This is a genomic window from Stenotrophomonas sp. CASM110 (genome assembly GCF_049384345.1).
Taxonomy (GTDB): domain Bacteria; phylum Pseudomonadota; class Gammaproteobacteria; order Xanthomonadales; family Xanthomonadaceae; genus Stenotrophomonas; species Stenotrophomonas muris.
Map to the genome: position 1 here is coordinate 45,175 of NZ_JBMRGI010000021.1, position 14,665 is coordinate 59,839.

The window sequence follows — 14,665 nt, forward strand, 5'->3', positions numbered from 1 at the left end:
GCTACGCCGGGCTGCCGCTGGCGTCATCGCCAGATGTCAGCTGGCCTGCGGCCGGCGCAGGCAGATCCGCGCCGCGCCGGCACCGATGTCCACCTGGCCGCCGCGCATTGCATCGGCACCGAGGATCAGCGCCGGCCGGCCCTCCAGGCCGATCGCCTTGAACACCGGCAGTTCGCTGATGCGGATCTCCATCGACGGGTGCTGCCAGCCGCCGCCGGTCATGCCGGGCAGGGTGTACAGCCAGGTTGCCTGCTTGCCGCCGCCCAGGCCTTCGGTGCCCTTTTCACGCACCCGCACCCGCGCGTCGCTGCCGTCGGTGCGCAGCCCCAGTGCGCGGGCGGCTTCGGCGTTGAGGACGGTCTGTGCGGCACCGGTGTCGACCACGGCGATGGCGTCCACCGCAGGCGCGCCCAGTGCAAGCGTGATGAAGCCGAACTGGCGCAGGCCGCCAGTGCGGCCGGGCAGCGCATTGGGCTGGCAACCCGGTCCTTCCAGGTTCAATCCGCCGGGTGTCCACAGCGCCAGTTGATTGCGGCCGAAGTCCCAACGGGTGTCCCAGCGCCCGGTCAGATCGTTGCCGATCAAGCCGTCGATGGCTGGATCATCATCCTTCGGCAACGATGACAGATCGACGTTCATGGCTTGGGCCTGCAGCTGCCAGCTGCCCAGCTGCCAGGACGTGCTGCGCATGCGCTGCAACCGCGCCGAAGCTGCACTCGCCCCTTGCGCCTGTGATACCTCTGCATCCGCATCCTCCAGGCCATAGCGCCGCACGACGCGGGCATCGACCAGCGTTGCCCCCGCGGCACTGTCGACCACGAAGCGCAGCGGTTCGGCGCGCCCGTCCAGCGAGACGGCCACCGCCGGATGACCGCCCTGCATCCACATCGGCAGGATGTGCGCGGCGGCGTTGGAGGCGAGCGCAGGCAAGGGAGCGGCGAACAGGGGCAACAGGAAGAGGCGCAAGGGAAGACTCCGCAGTGATCGTGGGTGACCATTGGCGCACGGCGGCGTATCGCCGGAATATCGGCGTTGATACCGTCCTGATACACAGGTGCTGGATACTGTCCGAATGAGTACTCCCATCCGTGTCATCGTCGTCGACGACGATGCCAGCATCCGCGACGCCATCGCCGACCACCTGCTGCTGCACGGCTACCAGGTACGCCTGGCGGCGGATGCGGCGGCACTGGACGTGCTGCTGCAGGCCGAACGACCGGACCTGATCATCCTCGACTGGATGATGCCCGGTGAGGATGGGCTGTCGGTCTGCCGCAGGCTGCAGGCGAGGGCGATCCCGATCCTGATGCTGTCGGCGATGGGGGCTGCACCGGACCGCGTGATCGGCCTGGAGATGGGCGCGGACGACTACCTGGCCAAACCCTTTGATCCGCGTGAACTGCTGGCGCGGGTACGCGCACTGCTGCGCCGTCAGGACAAGCTGCGCACGCAGGTGGCCAGCGAGCTGCGGTTTGATGGCTGGCGATTGCTGCCCGACCAGCGTCGCCTGTTCGCACCGGACGGTGCCGAGCTGGTGCTGAGTCGTGGCGAGTTTTCCCTGTTGCTGGCGCTGGCCGAACGTCCCGGGCGGGTGCTGGGGCGTGAGCAGCTGCTGCAGTTGAGTCGCGGAGAAGCCAGTGACAGCGTGGACCGTGCCATTGACCTCGCGATCAGCCGCCTGCGCCGCAAGCTCGGGCAGGCCGCGTCCGGGGCAGAAGCCCTCGTGCAGACACTGCGCGGGGAAGGGTATCGCTTCGACGCTGAGGTACAGGTGCTGTGAGCAGCCGGTGGTCGACCACACGCTGGATCGCGATGCTGGCGCTGGCCAGCCTGCTGCTGGCAACCCTGGTCAGCGTTGCAGTGGTGGGTTGGATGCCCCGGCCCGCGCCGCCACCGATGCGGCTGGACCATGCGATGCAGGTACTGCGTGGGGAACAGGCGCCGGCGTCACTGGGATTGCGCAGGGCGACGCAGGACGCGCCTCCCCAAGGTAGCGCCAGCGACTGGCTCGCGCAGCTGGCGGCCGCGCAGATGGGCATGCCGGCCGAGGATGTACGCCTGGCATGGACGGGGCAGGGCAGGGCGCCCGATGTGCAGGTCATCGAGGGTGGCGCGGTACTGGACGCCTCCGGTCGTGCTGGCGTGCTGAAATCACAGGCCGCGCTGCTGACCGCGATGCAGTGGCCGCCGTTTGAACTGGGGATGCGCCAGGCCGACGGCCGCTGGCGGGTGGTCGGCAGCGACCATAGTGACCTGGCGGCCTGGCGCCGCCAGGTGATGCTCGCCCTGTTGGGCGGTGCGATCCTGCTGGCGCCGTTGGCGGCGTGGGCGTCGATCCGGTTGGGGCGCCCGCTGCGGCGCCTGGCCGAAGCGAGCGCACGCGTCGACCTGCAGGCCGAGTCGCCATTGCCCGACGATGGCCCACGCGAAGTGCAGATGCTGGCCGCCGCGATCAGCACCGGTCGCGAACGCCTGCGGGTCCAGGCACAGGACATGACCCATATGCTGGCGGCAGTGGCGCATGACCTGCGCACGCCCCTGACCGGCCTGCGCCTGCGCGCCGAGTTCGCTCCCGCACCACAGGCCGCCCGGATGGTGGCGGACATCGAACGCATGGACGCGATGATCGAGCAGGTGCTGGACTATGCACGCGGCGAGCTGCAGCCCTTGCAGATGCGCTCGCTGGATCTGGCTGCCCTGCTGCAGGAATGCCTGCAAGGGGCGCTGCTGCGCGGGGTCGACATTTCGCTTCAGTGCCCGGATACGCTGCCGTGGCATGGCGACGCGCTGCTGCTCCGGCGCGCGGTCGACAATCTCATCGACAACGCCGAGCGTTACGCGGGCGCCGTGGAGCTGCATGTCGCCGTGTGGGGACATGGGGTGCAGCTGGATGTGATGGATCGCGGGCCGGGCATCGCCGAAGCTGATCGTGTCCGCCTGCTGCAACCGTTCCAGCGCAGCGAAAGCTCGCGCAGTCGCGCTACCGGTGGGACCGGGCTGGGACTGGCCATGGCCGCCAACGTGGCCAGGCGTCACGCAGGCGAACTGCAGCTACTGCACCGCGAGGGCGGCGGGCTGATCGCGCGCCTGCTGCTGGGAAAGCTCCCCTGATATCGGCTGTGGTTTACAGATGGCGGCTATCCGGTGATATGATTAGGCCCCTAACCATATCGTGTTCGTGAGATGATCGAAGCCAAGCATCAGGCCCTGCTGGAGGAATCGCAGCGACGCGGCCACGCCAACATCGCGCAACTGCGCCTGTGCTTCCAGCTGCTCTCGTTGTCCTCGTCGATCGATCGCGACTGCGCCGCGCGGCTGGCACCGCATGGGCTCAGCGAGGGCCGCTTCATCGTGCTGTTCCTGCTGCACGGGGCCGGTGGCACGCTGCCGCCGCACCTGCTGGCCGAGCGTGCCGGCGTGACCCGTGCCACCATCAGCGGCCTGCTCGATGGCCTGCAGCGTGAAGGCCTGCTGCAGCGTCGCAGCGATGACGGGGATGGCCGCCGTCTGCAGATCGTATTGACCGCACCGGGAAAGCGCTTGGCCGAGTCGTTGTTCGAGCAGCACACGCAATGGATCAGCGGCCTGTTCGACGGCCTGGATGCGGGTGAACAGCAGCAGCTGTCGCAGCTGCTGCACAAGGTCTGGCAGCACACGGACGGTGGGCGGGAATCGGCAGCATGAGCACGCCCGTTCCTGCGCAAAGGCTGCATGCACTCAACAGTGGCAGCGCTGCTGCCACCCATCTGGCCGAATGCCTGGCCGTGGATTTCACCGCGCTGCTGCAGGTGGTGGCGCCTGCCCTTGAGCCGGAATCGCTGCAATGCATGCGCGACGCCTCAGGCAAGGGCATCACCCAGCGCATGGCGCTGGCGGCGCGGTTGCTGCACGAAGCCGGACAGGGGGAGCCTGCGCGCTGGCAGGCGCATACGTCAGACACGGTGCGTGGCTGGGCCTGCTACCTGATCGGCGGCGACGCCAACGCGACGCTGCCGGCCAAGCTGCAGGCGATGCGGCCACTGGCTGACGACCCGCACTTCGGCGTGCGCGAATGGGCGTGGCTGGCGCTGCGTGCCGACATTGTTGCCGCACCACTGCAGGCGCTGGAGTACCTGCAACCATGGACGCAGGAAGGATCGCCGTACCTGCGCCGCTTCGCCTGCGAAGCGCTGCGCCCGCGCGGCGTGTGGGCCACACATGTCGCGCTGTTCAAGCGGCAGCCGGAACTTGCAGAGGCGATGCTGGAAGCACTCGCCGACGACCCGGAGCGCTATGTGCAGGACTCGGTCGGCAACTGGCTCAATGATGCCGGCAAGACACAGCCGCAGTGGCTGCGTGCGCTGTGCGCGCGCTGGCAACAGCAGCACCCTGGTGATGCCAATGCCTACATCCGCAAACGCGCCATGCGCTCGCTCCGGTAGTGCCGGCCGCTGGCCGGCAACCCCCCAAACCTTCAAGGAAGAAGCAGCATGTCGCACACCTTCATCGAGCTCTACACCGCCACCCCCGCCTGGACCACGCTCCAGCCCGAGCAGCGGAATGCCTTCTTCGCCCGTATCGGTGCAGGCATGCAGCAGTTCGATCCAGTCCGCATCACACTGCTGGCGATGGGCCGCGTTGCCAGGGGCGTACAGCACGGCAGCGATGAGCAGTTCTATGCGGTCTGGCGCTGTGCAAGCCGCGCGGACGCCGATGCGCTGGTGGCCGGCATTGCCGCCACCGGTTGGCATCAGTACTTCGCCACCATCAACGCCGTCGGCGCAGACGATGGGATGGGGCAGCACCTTGCCGACCTGGCCGCCTTGTAGCAGCGTCTCCGGACGCGCATGGCACATGCGCCTGTCACCCGGACGCGGTAAACAGGACATTGCCCATGTCCATCCGCAGGGAAGTTGATCATGCAGAGCACGCTCCAGGTCACGCTGTTCGGCCCGCTTGGCGACAGCCCGGCATTGCAGTTGCCGGGGCGGGAAGGGCCGTCGGTGGCCATCCCGGAGGCGGCCCTGCGGCGGTTGGTCTCCGACCTCTACACCACCCGTTCCCTGCTCAATCCCGAGCAGCTGGACGAGGCCAGGCAGGAGCTGGACCGCGTGCTGGAGCGCTGGGCCGACATCCACGAAGGCCTGCTGCTGGACGTGGAAGTGCATGGCAAATGAGCAGCTTTGCGTGGCTGCTGCCGCGTGGGCAGCGCTGGCGCGCGCCTCGCTGAACCGCACCCCCGGTTGCGGATGAAACATTTTGCACTGCGCAAAAGCTGTGCTATCAATACACCCCATGAACGCAGCCGCCACCCGCTTTTACTGGTATTACTTTCCGAAGCCACTGGCGGAGGAAGGACTGCGCTCACCCTGAAGAAAGCTTCAGACGCATTCCCGAAAGCCGCCAGCGAACCTGGCGGCTTTTTTCATGCCGCCACGCTGGGGACCCCAACGTTCCGGAGATCTCCTGCAATGCCCCCGCACACCGACGACCTGCGTATCCGCACCATCGAACCGCTGACACCGCCTGCCCAGCTGCTGGCGATGCTGCCCTGTGACGATGAAGCCTCCGACACCGTCAGCGCCTCGCGCGCGGCCCTGCACCAGATCCTGCACGGCCGTGGCGACCGCCTGGCAGTGGTGGTGGGCCCGTGCTCGATCCACGACCCGAAGGCCGCCATCGAATACGCCCAGCGCCTGAAGCCGCTGCGCGACGCGCTGGCCGGCGAACTGGAAATCGTCATGCGTGTGTACTTCGAGAAGCCGCGCACCACGGTGGGCTGGAAGGGCCTGATCAACGACCCGGACCTGGACGGCAGCTTCAGGATCGACAAGGGCCTGCGCATTGCCCGCGGCCTGCTGCGCGACATCAACAAGCTCGGCCTGCCGGCCGGTGTCGAATTCCTCGATGTGATCTCGCCGCAGTACATCGCCGACCTGGTGGCGTGGGGCGCGATCGGCGCGCGTACCACCGAAAGCCAGGTGCATCGTGAGCTGGCCTCGGGGCTGTCGTGCCCGGTCGGCTTCAAGAACGGCACCGATGGCAACGTCAAGATCGCCGCTGACGCGGTGGGTGCGGCGTCCAATCCGCATCACTTCCTGTCGGTCACCAAGCAGGGCGGCACCGCCATCGTGTCGACCACCGGCAATCCGGATTGCCATGTGATCCTGCGTGGCGGCAAGCAGCCGAACTACGACGCCGGCAGCGTCGCCGACGCCTGCCAGGTGCTGGCCAAGGCCAAGCTGCCGACGCGCCTGATGATCGACGCCAGCCACGCCAACAGCCTGAAAAACCCCGAGAACCAGCCGAAGGTGATCGAAGACATTGCTGTTCAGCTGGAAGACGGCGAACAGCGCATCGTTGGCGTGATGATCGAGAGCCATCTGGTCGGTGGCCGCCAGGAACTGGTGGAAGGCCAGCCGCTGGTTTACGGGCAGAGCATCACCGATGGCTGCATCGACTGGGACACCACCGTGACGGTGCTGGAGCGTCTGGCTGCGGCCGTGCGCGTCCGTCGCGACGTGAAGGTGTCCGAAGCAGCCTGATCGAAGCCGCCTGAGTGCGGCACGTGTGTGGATGGCGGCCAGCGCCTGCGGGGGTGCGGCCGCGATCAGGGCCGGTCGGAGTTGGAGGCCGGCCCATCTGCACCGGCGATGCGCCTGGCGCTGCGCATGAGCGACAGCGCCAGGTACATCGCCGGGGTGGTGATACCGCTTCCTGTAGCGTCGAGCCATGCCCGACCTGCGCGCGAAGCGCGTTGGTTTCCTGCAAAGAGCAGTCGAGCATGGCTCGACTTTACGAAGAGGCTCAATGCACTTCGTCGTGGTACACGAACTTCGGCATTTCCCAGCGGTAGTGGATCGCCAGCAGGCGCAACGCGAAGCCGCCGCCGAGGCAGCACAGGATCGCGGTGGCATCGGCCACGCCCCAGTGCAGCAGCAACAGATAGGCCGCGCCGGTCAGCAGCGCGATGATCGCGTACAGCTCCTTCTGGAAGATGAGTGGCACCTCGTTGCAGAGGATGTCGCGCAGCACCCCGCCGAACGCGCCGGTCAGCATGCCGGCGATCAGCACGATCGGCATCGCATGGCCGGCTTCGCGCGCGATCGAGCAGCCGATCAGGGTGAAGGCGATCAGGCCCAGCCCGTCGAGCACCAGGAAGGTGCGGCGGAAGTGATGCATCCAGCGCGCCACCCAGGTGGCGATCAGCGCCGCGCACACGGTGAAGCCCAGGTACTCGGGGTGCTTCACCCAGCCCAGCGGGTAGTGGCCGAGCAGGATGTCGCGCAGCGAGCCGCCGCCGAGGGCGGTGACACAGGCGATCATGACCACACCGAACAGGTCCATGCGTCGGCGGCCGGCGGACAGTGCGCCGGTCATGGCTTCGGCGGAAATGGCAATCAGGTAGATGATGGACAGCAGCATGGGACAGGCTCCGGGCGCGGTGGGGCCGGCCATGCGCCTACACCGCCACTGCCTGCGCAATGACGGGATGACGATGACCGGTGCCGCTCCCGCTGTCCTTTTGCCTGAGAGTTCAGCGGCATGGGCCGCGTGCCCCTTCGGCGGATCGTCCCGGGCGTGCCCGGTGACCTCTCTCCAGCTCGGCGAGTCGAATGCATGGTTGGTGGGATTCCAGCCCACCGGCCTGAGCGATCATGGGAGCCTGCGCCTTCGGCGGGCGCCAGCGCGGCGCCTCTCTCCTGCATTCGGTCGCCAGTATATCCGCTGCAGTGCAGCACGGCATAATCCAGGCATGGCCCCATCCCTCCGCCCGTGGTTCCTGTACCTGCTCGAATGCCGCGATGGCAGCTATTACGCCGGCATCAGCACCGATGTGGAGGCGCGTTTCGCCGCCCATCAGGCCGGCAAGGGCGCGCGCTACACCCGGGCCCGGCCGCCGCTGCGCGTGCTGGCCGTGCGCGAATACCCGGACCGGGCCGCCGCCTCGCGGGCCGAGTGGCAACTCAAGCAGCAGCCCCGCGAACGCAAGCTGGCCTGGCTGCAGACGCTTCTGTAGAGCCGAGCCCATGCTCGGCTGCTGCTGGCATGGCCGAGCACGGGCTCGGCTCTACAGTAGATCCACGCCCTGCGTGGATGGGCTACCCGGTCCATGCGATGATCGCCCCGCGCCCAGAGCTGGAGACCCGGATGTCCACGATCGCCCTGCTGTTCGCTCTCTCCGCAGCAACGAGCCCTGCCGCCGACCCCGCCACGATCGCGGCCGTCGAAGCCACCTGCCACGACTACGTCGATGGCCAGCTGGAGGCCGATCCGCAGCGCGTCGCCCGTTCGCTGCACCCGGACCTGGCCAAGCGCGCGGTCCTCGGCGATACACCCGACGAGCGCCTGGGCCTGCGCCGGATGTCGAAGGAAGAGCTGGTCTCGCTGACGAAACAGGGCGCGCTGAAGACCCCGAAGGATCAATGGGATCGCCGCTGCACGGTGCTGGACGTGACCGGCAACGCGGCCTCGGTGCGGCTGGAAACCCCGTGGTTCGTCGACTACTTCCACATGGGGCGTTTCGACCAGCGCTGGGTCATCGTCAACGCACTGTGGTACCCGAAACCGAAGGCGCACTGAGCGATGCGTGCCGCCGGCAACGCATGGATCTCCGTCGTCGTGCTGGTCGCCGGCATCGCGCTGCTGCCTGGCCTGCTGTATCTGCTCGGGCTGGCATTGGTGGACGGTCGGCCGAAGCCGGCCGACCGCGCGCCCAGTGGCGTGGCTGCGTGCAGCGGTGAGCCACGGGCGGGATACCAGCCGATGAACCCCTGGCGCTTCACCGCCCAGTTCTTCGACAAGGACGGGATGAAGAACAAGGTGCCTGAAGTGGAGCGGGAGGCCTTCTGGATTGCCCGGCGCCACCTGTGGCGGCAACCTCGGCGCGGCATGCTGCGCTGGCATCTCAGCAGCACCGCGTTGGCGATCTGGATCACCCGGCATTGGAGTACCGCGCAGATTGCGGACACCGCGAGGAAGGAGGACTTCTGCCGGAAGTAGATCCACGCCATGCGTGGATGGCGCTCCATGTTTGTTGACGGGGTCAGAGCCCTTTCCCACGGAAAGGGATCCGACCCCTGTTGCGTGCGGCCTTACCGCCTCGGCCGCCGGTCGTCCTGATCATCACCGAAGATGATGCGCGCGCTGCGTTGGTAGCTCCAGTACGCGACCGCCCAGTTCAGCAGCACCACGATGCGGTTGCGGAAGCCGATCAGGAAGAACACGTGCGCGGCCAGCCAGAACCACCAGGCCAGCACGCCGGAGAGCTGCAGCCGGCCCAGGTGCACGATCGCGGCCATGCGGCCAATGGTGGCCAGGTTGCCGTAGTCGGCGTACTTGAACGGCCCCGGTGCCGCCTTGCCATGCAGGCGCGCGCGGACCACCTCGGCCACGTACTTGCCCATCTGCTTGGCCGCGGGCGCCACGCCGGGAACCGGCTTGCCGTCGGCCTGGCTCAGTGCGGCCAGGTCGCCGGCCACGAACAGCTCCGGGTGATCGGGCAGGGTCAGGTCCGGCTGCACCTGCACGCGGCCGGCGCGGTCCAGCGGCACGTCCAGCGTGCGCGCCAGTGGTGAAGCGGCCACGCCGGCGGCCCAGACCACGGTGCGGGCCGGCACGAACTGCTCACCGAGCTTGAAGCCCTGGCTGTCGATGTCGCTCACCGGGGTACCGGTCAGCACTTCCACGCCCAGCTTTTCCAGCTGGCGGCGCGCCTTCAGCGAAAGCACTTCCGGGAACGAGGACAGCACGCGCGGCCCAGCCTCGACCAAGCGCACCTTGGCGCTGGCCGGATCGATGTGGCGGAATTCGTTGCGCAGCGTGTGGCGCGCGATCTCGGCCAGCGTGCCGGCCAGTTCGACGCCGGTGGGGCCACCACCGACGATGGCGAAACTCAGCCACGCCGCCTTCCTGGCCGGGTCCGGTTCGGCCTCGGCACGCTCGAACGCCAGCAGCAGCTTGCGGCGCAGTGCAATGGCATCGTCCAGCGTTTTCAGGCCAGGGGCATCATCGGCCCACTGGTCGTTGCCGAAGTAGGCGTGGGTAGCGCCGGTGGCCAGCAGCAGGCTGTCGTAGTCCAGCGTGCTGCCATCGGCCATGCCGATCTGCCGTGCCTGCTTGTCGATGGCGACCACTTCGCCGAGGCGGACTTCCACGTTGCGCTGGTGGCCGAGGATGTGGCGCAGCGGTGCGGCGATATCCGGCGCGGACAGGCCGGCGGTGGCCACCTGGTACAGCAGCGGCTGGAACAGGTGATGGTTGCGGCGGTCGACCAGGGTGATGCGTATGCGCTCGCGGGCCAGGGCACGGGTGGCCCAGAGACCGGCAAAACCGCCGCCGACAACGACCAGGTGGGGAACGCGCTCGCGACTCATCGACTCACTCCAGTGGGGGCATTGGGGGAAGCGCCTGGCATCTTCGCACGGCGGCCACCTGTCACGTCAGCGCCTGGGTGGATCGGCGATACTCGGGTTCAGGCAACCGCCCGCGAGGAATCCATGAGCGAACCGGAAAAGCGCATCGCCCTGTTGATCGATGCCGACAATGCGCCGGCCTCGAAGATCGACGAGGTCCTGGCCGAAGTCGCCCGCTATGGCGTGGCCAACGTGCGCCGTGCCTACGGCAACTGGAAGAGCCCGCGGTTGAAGGGCTGGGAAGCGGTGCTGCACGAATACGCGATCCGCCCGATCCAGCAGTTCGCCTACAGCAAGGGCAAGAATGCGTCGGACATGGCGATGGTGATCGATGCCATGGACCTGCTGTACGCGCGCAACCTTGATGGCTTCGCCATCGTGTCGAGCGATGCCGATTTCACCCCGATGGTGATGCGCCTGCTGACCGACGGCGTGAAGGTGTATGGCTTCGGCGAAAAGAAGACGCCGGAACCGTTCGTCAACGCGTGCTCGAAGTTCACCTACCTGGAAGCGCTGGGCCAGACCCACGCCAGCGTGCCGGATGCCGAGCAGGCATCGAGCGAACAGGCATCGAACGAGCCCGTCGCCAATGATGATGCACGCCCGCGCAAGAGCGGGGCGGAGATGCGCAGCGACACCCGGCTGGTGAAAATGCTGCGCCGCGCGGTGTCCTCGGCCGAGGGCGAGGATGGCTGGTCGCACCTGGGGCCGGTCGGCAGCCAGATCGGCAACCAGGCCTCGTTCGATCCGCGCAACTATGGCTACGGCAAACTCAGCGATCTGCTGGCGGCGATCGGCCTGTTCGAGCTGAAGAAGGACGGCAAGTCGTCCTACGTGCGCGCGCTGCCAAAAAAGAACCGGTAGTGCCGGCCGCCGGCCGGCAGCGCGCAGGCGCCCGATCCCGCATCCGGCACGCACATCTCCACTCCAATCAGGCGTATCGTTGCCGCTCGCATTGCCAGCAAGGAAAACCCGCATGTTGAAGATCTGGGGCCGCCGCAATTCCAGCAACGTCCGCAAGGTGCTGTGGTGTGCCGAGGAGATCGGCCTGCCGTACGAATCCATCGAAGTCGGCGGCAGCCATGGCGGCACGCAGACGCCGGAGTACCAGGCGATGAATCCCAACGGCCTGGTGCCGGTGATCGAGGACCACGGCCTGCCGCTGTGGGAATCGAACACCATCGTGCGTTACCTGAGCGCGCGCTATGCGCTGGGCACGCTGTACGCCGAGGACCCGATGGAGCGCGCGCAGGCCGAAAAGTGGATGGACTGGAGCACCTCGCGGATGGCGCCGCTGTACAGCGACCTGGTCTGGGGCATCATGCGCACCGCGCCGGCCGACCGTGACGAAGCGCGCATCAGCGCGGCCATCGTCCGTGCCGGTGACTACCTGGCGATGGCCGATGCCACCCTGGCCACGCAGCCATGGCTGTCGGGCGGGACGTTCGCCATGGGCGACATTCCGCTCGGCTCGCTGGTGTACGCCTGGTATGAACTGCCGATCCAGCGCCCGGACCTGCCGCACCTGGCCGAGTGGTATGCGCGCCTGCGTGAGCGACCGGCCTACCAGCGCGGCGTGATGTCGCCGCTGACGTAAGCGAAGGCGTCCGGGGTCAGAGCCCTTTTCTGCGAAAAGGGATCCGACCCCAGGGCATCGGGGTCGGATCCCACCCGACGGGTGGGCTCTGACCCCTCAATAAAGATCCGTTGGATCCACATCCAGCGACCAGCGCACCTTGCGTGCTTCCGGCAGCGCGTACAGCTGCGGAACCAGTTGCGAAAGCACGCCATGCAGCGGCGGCCGCTGCAGGGCAGACAGCAGCAGCTGCGTGCGCTGGTAACCGGCCCGCCGCGGCATCGGCGCCGGCATCGGCCCGTAGGCCTCGACCACGTTCTGTTCGCCCAGCAGGTGCCGGGCTGCCAGCAGGAATGCATTGGCATGCTCCACCTGCTGCGCTTCGGCGCGCATCAGCGCCAGATGCGCGAAGGGCGGGAATCCGGCCGCCTGGCGCTGGTTCAACTCGGCTTGCGCGAACGGATGGTAGCCACCGCTCACCAGGGTTTCCAGCAGCGGGTGCCCGGGGTGATGGGTCTGCAGCCAGACCTCGCCCGGGTCGCGCGCACGTCCCGCGCGACCGGCCACCTGGATCAGCTGCTGCGCCAGTTTTTCGCTGGCGCGGAAGTCGGCCGAGAACAGGCCCTCATCGATACCCACCACCACCACCAGGGTCAGCTTGGGCAGGTCGTGGCCCTTGGCCAGGATCTGCGTGCCGACCAGGATGCCGGGCTGGTCGCCCAGTTTCGCCAGCTGCTGTTCCAGCGCGTCGCGCCGTGAGGTGGTGCCGCGGTCGATGCGCACCACCGGGAAGTCGGCGAAGGCCGCAGTGAGATGTTCTTCCAGGCGTTCGGTACCGATGCCCTGCGGTTGCAGTGCCAGGCTGCCGCAGGCCGGACATGCCAGCGGCGCCGGTTGCCGCGCGCCGCAGTGGTGGCACTGCAGGCGACGACCGCCACCATGCACGGTCATCGGCGCATCGCAGCGCTGGCATGGCGCGGTCCAGCCGCAGTCGTGGCACAGCAGCACCGGTGCGTAGCCGCGGCGGTTCTTGAACACCAGCACCTGCTGGCCACGCTGCAGATGCTCCCCGATGCCGGCCAGCACATCGGCCGAGAGGCCGTCATGCAGCGGGCGCTTGCGTACATCGAGGATGCGCACGCGCGGTGGCCGCGCATCGCCGGCGCGCTGTTTCAGGCGCAGGTGGGTGTAACGCCCGGCGTAGGCGTTGTGCAGGGTTTCCAGCGAGGGCGTGGCACTGCCCAGCAACACCGGAACGCCCAGCCACTTGGCCCGGACCAGGGCGAAATCGCGCGCGTGGTAACGGATGCCGTCCTGCTGCTTGTAGCTGCCGTCGTGTTCCTCGTCGACGATCAGCAGGCCGGCCTGGGGCAGCGGCGTGAACACCGCTGAGCGGGTGCCGACGATGACGCGCGCTTCGCCGCGTGAGGCCGCTGCCCAGACGCGCGCGCGCTCGTTGTCGTTCAACCCCGAGTGCAGCGCATGCACGGCGATGCCGAGGCGGCCACGGAAGCGTGCCAGGGTCTGCGGGGTCAGGCCGATTTCCGGCACCAGCACCAGCGCCTGCCTGCCCTGCGCCAGGCAATGGATGATCGCCTGCAGGTAGACCTCGGTCTTGCCGCTGCCGGTCACGCCATCCAGCAGGAACGGCTGGAAGCCGTCGGCGGCAGTGATCGCGGCCACCGCCTCGGCCTGGTCCGGGTTGAGCGTGGGACCGGGCAGTGGCTGCGCGTGTTGGGGGGCCACGCTCAGCGCAACCCGCTCGGCCAGCCCGCGCTTGGCCAGGCTGCGCGCGGCGGTGCGCCAGTCCTGCATGCGTTCGCCCAGCACGTCCTCATCCACGATGGCTTCGGCCAGCAGCTCGGCCAGTTGCCGTGGACGGCTGCCGGCGCGCAGCTTTTCACGCTGGGCGTGGCCTTCGGTGGTCAGCTGCCAACCCCAGTGGTGTGTGTCGGGCAGGACCTCGCCATGGCGCAGCGGGCCGGGCAGGGCGGTGCTCAGCACCTCGCCCAGTGGCGCATGGGTGTAGCGCGCCAGCCATTGCAGGCTCTGCCACAGCTCCCCCTGCAGCAGCGGCTGCGGGTCGCACCAGGCCAGGGCCTGGCGCAGTCCCTGGCCGTCGTCGGTCTGGCCGTGCCCCACCACCACACCGACCAGCTCCCGGTTGCCGAACGGCACCTTCAGGCGGCAGCCGACCGCGACCGCCGGTGCATCGCCCTCCGGCGACAGGTAGTCGAACAGGCGGGGCAGGGGGACAGGCAGGGCGACCTGCAGGGTCGGAATCGGTGAAAGCATCGGGCCAGTGTAACGGGCCATGCGCGCGCGAGCGGCAGCAGCGGGAGCGGCGGGGCGGCGCCCGTTGAATCATAAATGTCACCTAAATATCGGTGTCCATTGGAGATTCAGTCTTATCCACATGTTCTGTGGATAACGTTGTGCGTTAACGGCCGTCGGAAACGTAGAAGGCCGATGGCGACGGCCTCACGCTTGGGTTGGTCAAAAAATCGCCACACGACAAAAGACAATAAAATCAATATCTTAAGTGTGAAACAATGCTGAAACAGAGTGAATTCAGCCCGAAGCCACAGTTTTCGCCGGAGGGGGCGTGGTGCTGTGCACAACCTGCAGCACGAAGTGCCTGTGGGCGCAAGTCCTACGGGCGTCGATGGCCTGCCGCTATCATGCCGGCAGACCT

General features: G+C 67.8%; 16 protein-coding genes and 2 riboswitches. Of the genes, 12 read left to right on the forward strand and 4 right to left on the reverse strand.

Annotated features, from left to right (window positions below):
- Positions 1–36: 36 nt before the first annotated feature.
- Positions 37–966 carry a pepsin/retropepsin-like aspartic protease family protein gene (locus VG561_RS16960; RefSeq protein ID WP_014648591.1) on the reverse strand — a complete coding sequence of 310 codons (930 nt, stop codon included), beginning with the start codon at positions 964–966 and terminating at the stop codon, positions 37–39.
- A gap of 106 nt (positions 967–1,072) precedes the next feature.
- On the opposite strand from VG561_RS16960, the gene VG561_RS16965 reads away from it, so the two are divergent.
- From VG561_RS16965 to VG561_RS16995, 7 genes are all read left to right on the forward strand, one after another.
- Positions 1,073–1,780, forward strand: coding sequence for a response regulator transcription factor (locus tag VG561_RS16965; RefSeq protein ID WP_014648590.1), 708 nt, complete (start codon positions 1,073–1,075; stop codon positions 1,778–1,780).
- 32 nt (positions 1,781–1,812) lie between these two features.
- On the forward strand, positions 1,813–3,111 hold the full coding sequence (locus tag VG561_RS16970) for a sensor histidine kinase (protein ID WP_032958242.1): 1,299 nt from the start codon (positions 1,813–1,815) through the stop codon (positions 3,109–3,111).
- Between the two features lie 72 nt (positions 3,112–3,183).
- On the forward strand, positions 3,184–3,684 hold the full coding sequence (locus VG561_RS16975) for a MarR family winged helix-turn-helix transcriptional regulator (protein ID WP_032958244.1): 501 nt from the start codon (positions 3,184–3,186) through the stop codon (positions 3,682–3,684).
- A complete protein-coding gene (locus VG561_RS16980) occupies positions 3,681–4,421 on the forward strand; it encodes a DNA alkylation repair protein (RefSeq protein WP_423179822.1) in 741 nt (246 codons plus the stop codon). Before VG561_RS16975 ends, VG561_RS16980 begins: the two co-directional genes overlap by 4 nt.
- A gap of 48 nt (positions 4,422–4,469) precedes the next feature.
- Positions 4,470–4,808 (forward strand): DUF6616 family protein, encoded by a 339-nt coding sequence (locus VG561_RS16985; RefSeq protein WP_423179823.1) that lies wholly within the window; start codon positions 4,470–4,472, stop codon positions 4,806–4,808.
- A 90-nt stretch (positions 4,809–4,898) separates the two neighbouring features.
- Positions 4,899–5,156, forward strand: a complete 258-nt coding sequence (locus tag VG561_RS16990) for a hypothetical protein (RefSeq protein WP_014648585.1) — start codon at positions 4,899–4,901, stop codon at positions 5,154–5,156.
- Positions 5,157–5,450: 294 nt separating this feature from the next.
- A complete protein-coding gene (locus tag VG561_RS16995) occupies positions 5,451–6,524 on the forward strand; it encodes a 3-deoxy-7-phosphoheptulonate synthase (protein ID WP_423179824.1) in 1,074 nt (357 codons plus the stop codon).
- A 262-nt stretch (positions 6,525–6,786) separates the two neighbouring features.
- Here the strand turns inward: VG561_RS16995 and VG561_RS17000 are convergent, their stop codons facing one another.
- Positions 6,787–7,404 (reverse strand): trimeric intracellular cation channel family protein, encoded by a 618-nt coding sequence (locus tag VG561_RS17000; RefSeq protein ID WP_005411215.1) that lies wholly within the window; start codon positions 7,402–7,404, stop codon positions 6,787–6,789.
- A gap of 84 nt (positions 7,405–7,488) precedes the next feature.
- A riboswitch (glycine riboswitch) is annotated at positions 7,489–7,592 on the reverse strand.
- Positions 7,593–7,605: 13 nt separating this feature from the next.
- Positions 7,606–7,695: riboswitch (glycine riboswitch) on the reverse strand.
- Between the two features lie 40 nt (positions 7,696–7,735).
- Here VG561_RS17000 and VG561_RS17005 point away from each other — a divergent pair.
- The 3 genes from VG561_RS17005 to VG561_RS17015 all read left to right on the forward strand — a co-directional run bounded on the left by VG561_RS17005 (position 7,736) and on the right by VG561_RS17015 (position 8,982).
- Positions 7,736–7,999 (forward strand): GIY-YIG nuclease family protein, encoded by a 264-nt coding sequence (locus VG561_RS17005; protein WP_069117779.1) that lies wholly within the window; start codon positions 7,736–7,738, stop codon positions 7,997–7,999.
- Positions 8,000–8,130: 131 nt separating this feature from the next.
- Positions 8,131–8,562 carry a nuclear transport factor 2 family protein gene (locus VG561_RS17010; protein ID WP_032958253.1) on the forward strand — a complete coding sequence of 144 codons (432 nt, stop codon included), beginning with the start codon at positions 8,131–8,133 and terminating at the stop codon, positions 8,560–8,562.
- Between the two features lie 3 nt (positions 8,563–8,565).
- The gene (locus VG561_RS17015; RefSeq protein WP_049408667.1) at positions 8,566–8,982 is read left to right on the forward strand and encodes a hypothetical protein; all 417 of its coding nucleotides are present in this window, start codon (positions 8,566–8,568) and stop codon (positions 8,980–8,982) included.
- 92 nt (positions 8,983–9,074) lie between these two features.
- On the opposite strand, the gene VG561_RS17020 is transcribed toward VG561_RS17015, so the two are convergent.
- A complete protein-coding gene (locus VG561_RS17020) occupies positions 9,075–10,355 on the reverse strand; it encodes an NAD(P)/FAD-dependent oxidoreductase (protein ID WP_100450677.1) in 1,281 nt (426 codons plus the stop codon).
- A 123-nt stretch (positions 10,356–10,478) separates the two neighbouring features.
- Here VG561_RS17020 and VG561_RS17025 point away from each other — a divergent pair, with 123 nt between their 5' ends.
- Both VG561_RS17025 and VG561_RS17030 read left to right on the forward strand, forming a co-directional pair.
- Positions 10,479–11,258: an NYN domain-containing protein gene (locus VG561_RS17025; RefSeq protein ID WP_014648580.1), complete on the forward strand. Its 780-nt coding sequence runs from the start codon at positions 10,479–10,481 to the stop codon at positions 11,256–11,258.
- Positions 11,259–11,370: 112 nt separating this feature from the next.
- The gene (locus VG561_RS17030) at positions 11,371–11,991 is read left to right on the forward strand and encodes a glutathione S-transferase family protein (RefSeq protein WP_014648579.1); all 621 of its coding nucleotides are present in this window, start codon (positions 11,371–11,373) and stop codon (positions 11,989–11,991) included.
- A gap of 96 nt (positions 11,992–12,087) precedes the next feature.
- Here the strand turns inward: VG561_RS17030 and VG561_RS17035 are convergent, their stop codons facing one another.
- Positions 12,088–14,265, reverse strand: a complete 2,178-nt coding sequence (locus VG561_RS17035; RefSeq protein WP_423179827.1) for a primosomal protein N' — start codon at positions 14,263–14,265, stop codon at positions 12,088–12,090.
- Between the last annotated feature and the right edge of the window lie 400 nt (positions 14,266–14,665).

Coding starts and splice junctions, on each gene's coding strand:
- VG561_RS16965 (WP_014648590.1), top strand. CDS start 1,073: ATGAGTACTCCCATCCGTGTCATCGTCGTCGACGACGATGCCAGCATC.
- VG561_RS16970 (WP_032958242.1), top strand. CDS start 1,813: ATGCTGGCGCTGGCCAGCCTGCTGCTGGCAACCCTGGTCAGCGTTGCA.
- VG561_RS16975 (WP_032958244.1), top strand. CDS start 3,184: ATGATCGAAGCCAAGCATCAGGCCCTGCTGGAGGAATCGCAGCGACGC.
- VG561_RS16980 (WP_423179822.1), top strand. CDS start 3,681: ATGAGCACGCCCGTTCCTGCGCAAAGGCTGCATGCACTCAACAGTGGC.
- VG561_RS16985 (WP_423179823.1), top strand. CDS start 4,470: ATGTCGCACACCTTCATCGAGCTCTACACCGCCACCCCCGCCTGGACC.
- VG561_RS16990 (WP_014648585.1), top strand. CDS start 4,899: ATGCAGAGCACGCTCCAGGTCACGCTGTTCGGCCCGCTTGGCGACAGC.
- VG561_RS16995 (WP_423179824.1), top strand. CDS start 5,451: ATGCCCCCGCACACCGACGACCTGCGTATCCGCACCATCGAACCGCTG.
- VG561_RS17000 (WP_005411215.1), bottom strand. CDS start 7,404: ATGCTGCTGTCCATCATCTACCTGATTGCCATTTCCGCCGAAGCCATG.
- VG561_RS17005 (WP_069117779.1), top strand. CDS start 7,736: ATGGCCCCATCCCTCCGCCCGTGGTTCCTGTACCTGCTCGAATGCCGC.
- VG561_RS17010 (WP_032958253.1), top strand. CDS start 8,131: ATGTCCACGATCGCCCTGCTGTTCGCTCTCTCCGCAGCAACGAGCCCT.
- VG561_RS17015 (WP_049408667.1), top strand. CDS start 8,566: ATGCGTGCCGCCGGCAACGCATGGATCTCCGTCGTCGTGCTGGTCGCC.
- VG561_RS17020 (WP_100450677.1), bottom strand. CDS start 10,355: ATGAGTCGCGAGCGCGTTCCCCACCTGGTCGTTGTCGGCGGCGGTTTT.
- VG561_RS17025 (WP_014648580.1), top strand. CDS start 10,479: ATGAGCGAACCGGAAAAGCGCATCGCCCTGTTGATCGATGCCGACAAT.
- VG561_RS17030 (WP_014648579.1), top strand. CDS start 11,371: ATGTTGAAGATCTGGGGCCGCCGCAATTCCAGCAACGTCCGCAAGGTG.
- VG561_RS17035 (WP_423179827.1), bottom strand. CDS start 14,265: ATGCTTTCACCGATTCCGACCCTGCAGGTCGCCCTGCCTGTCCCCCTG.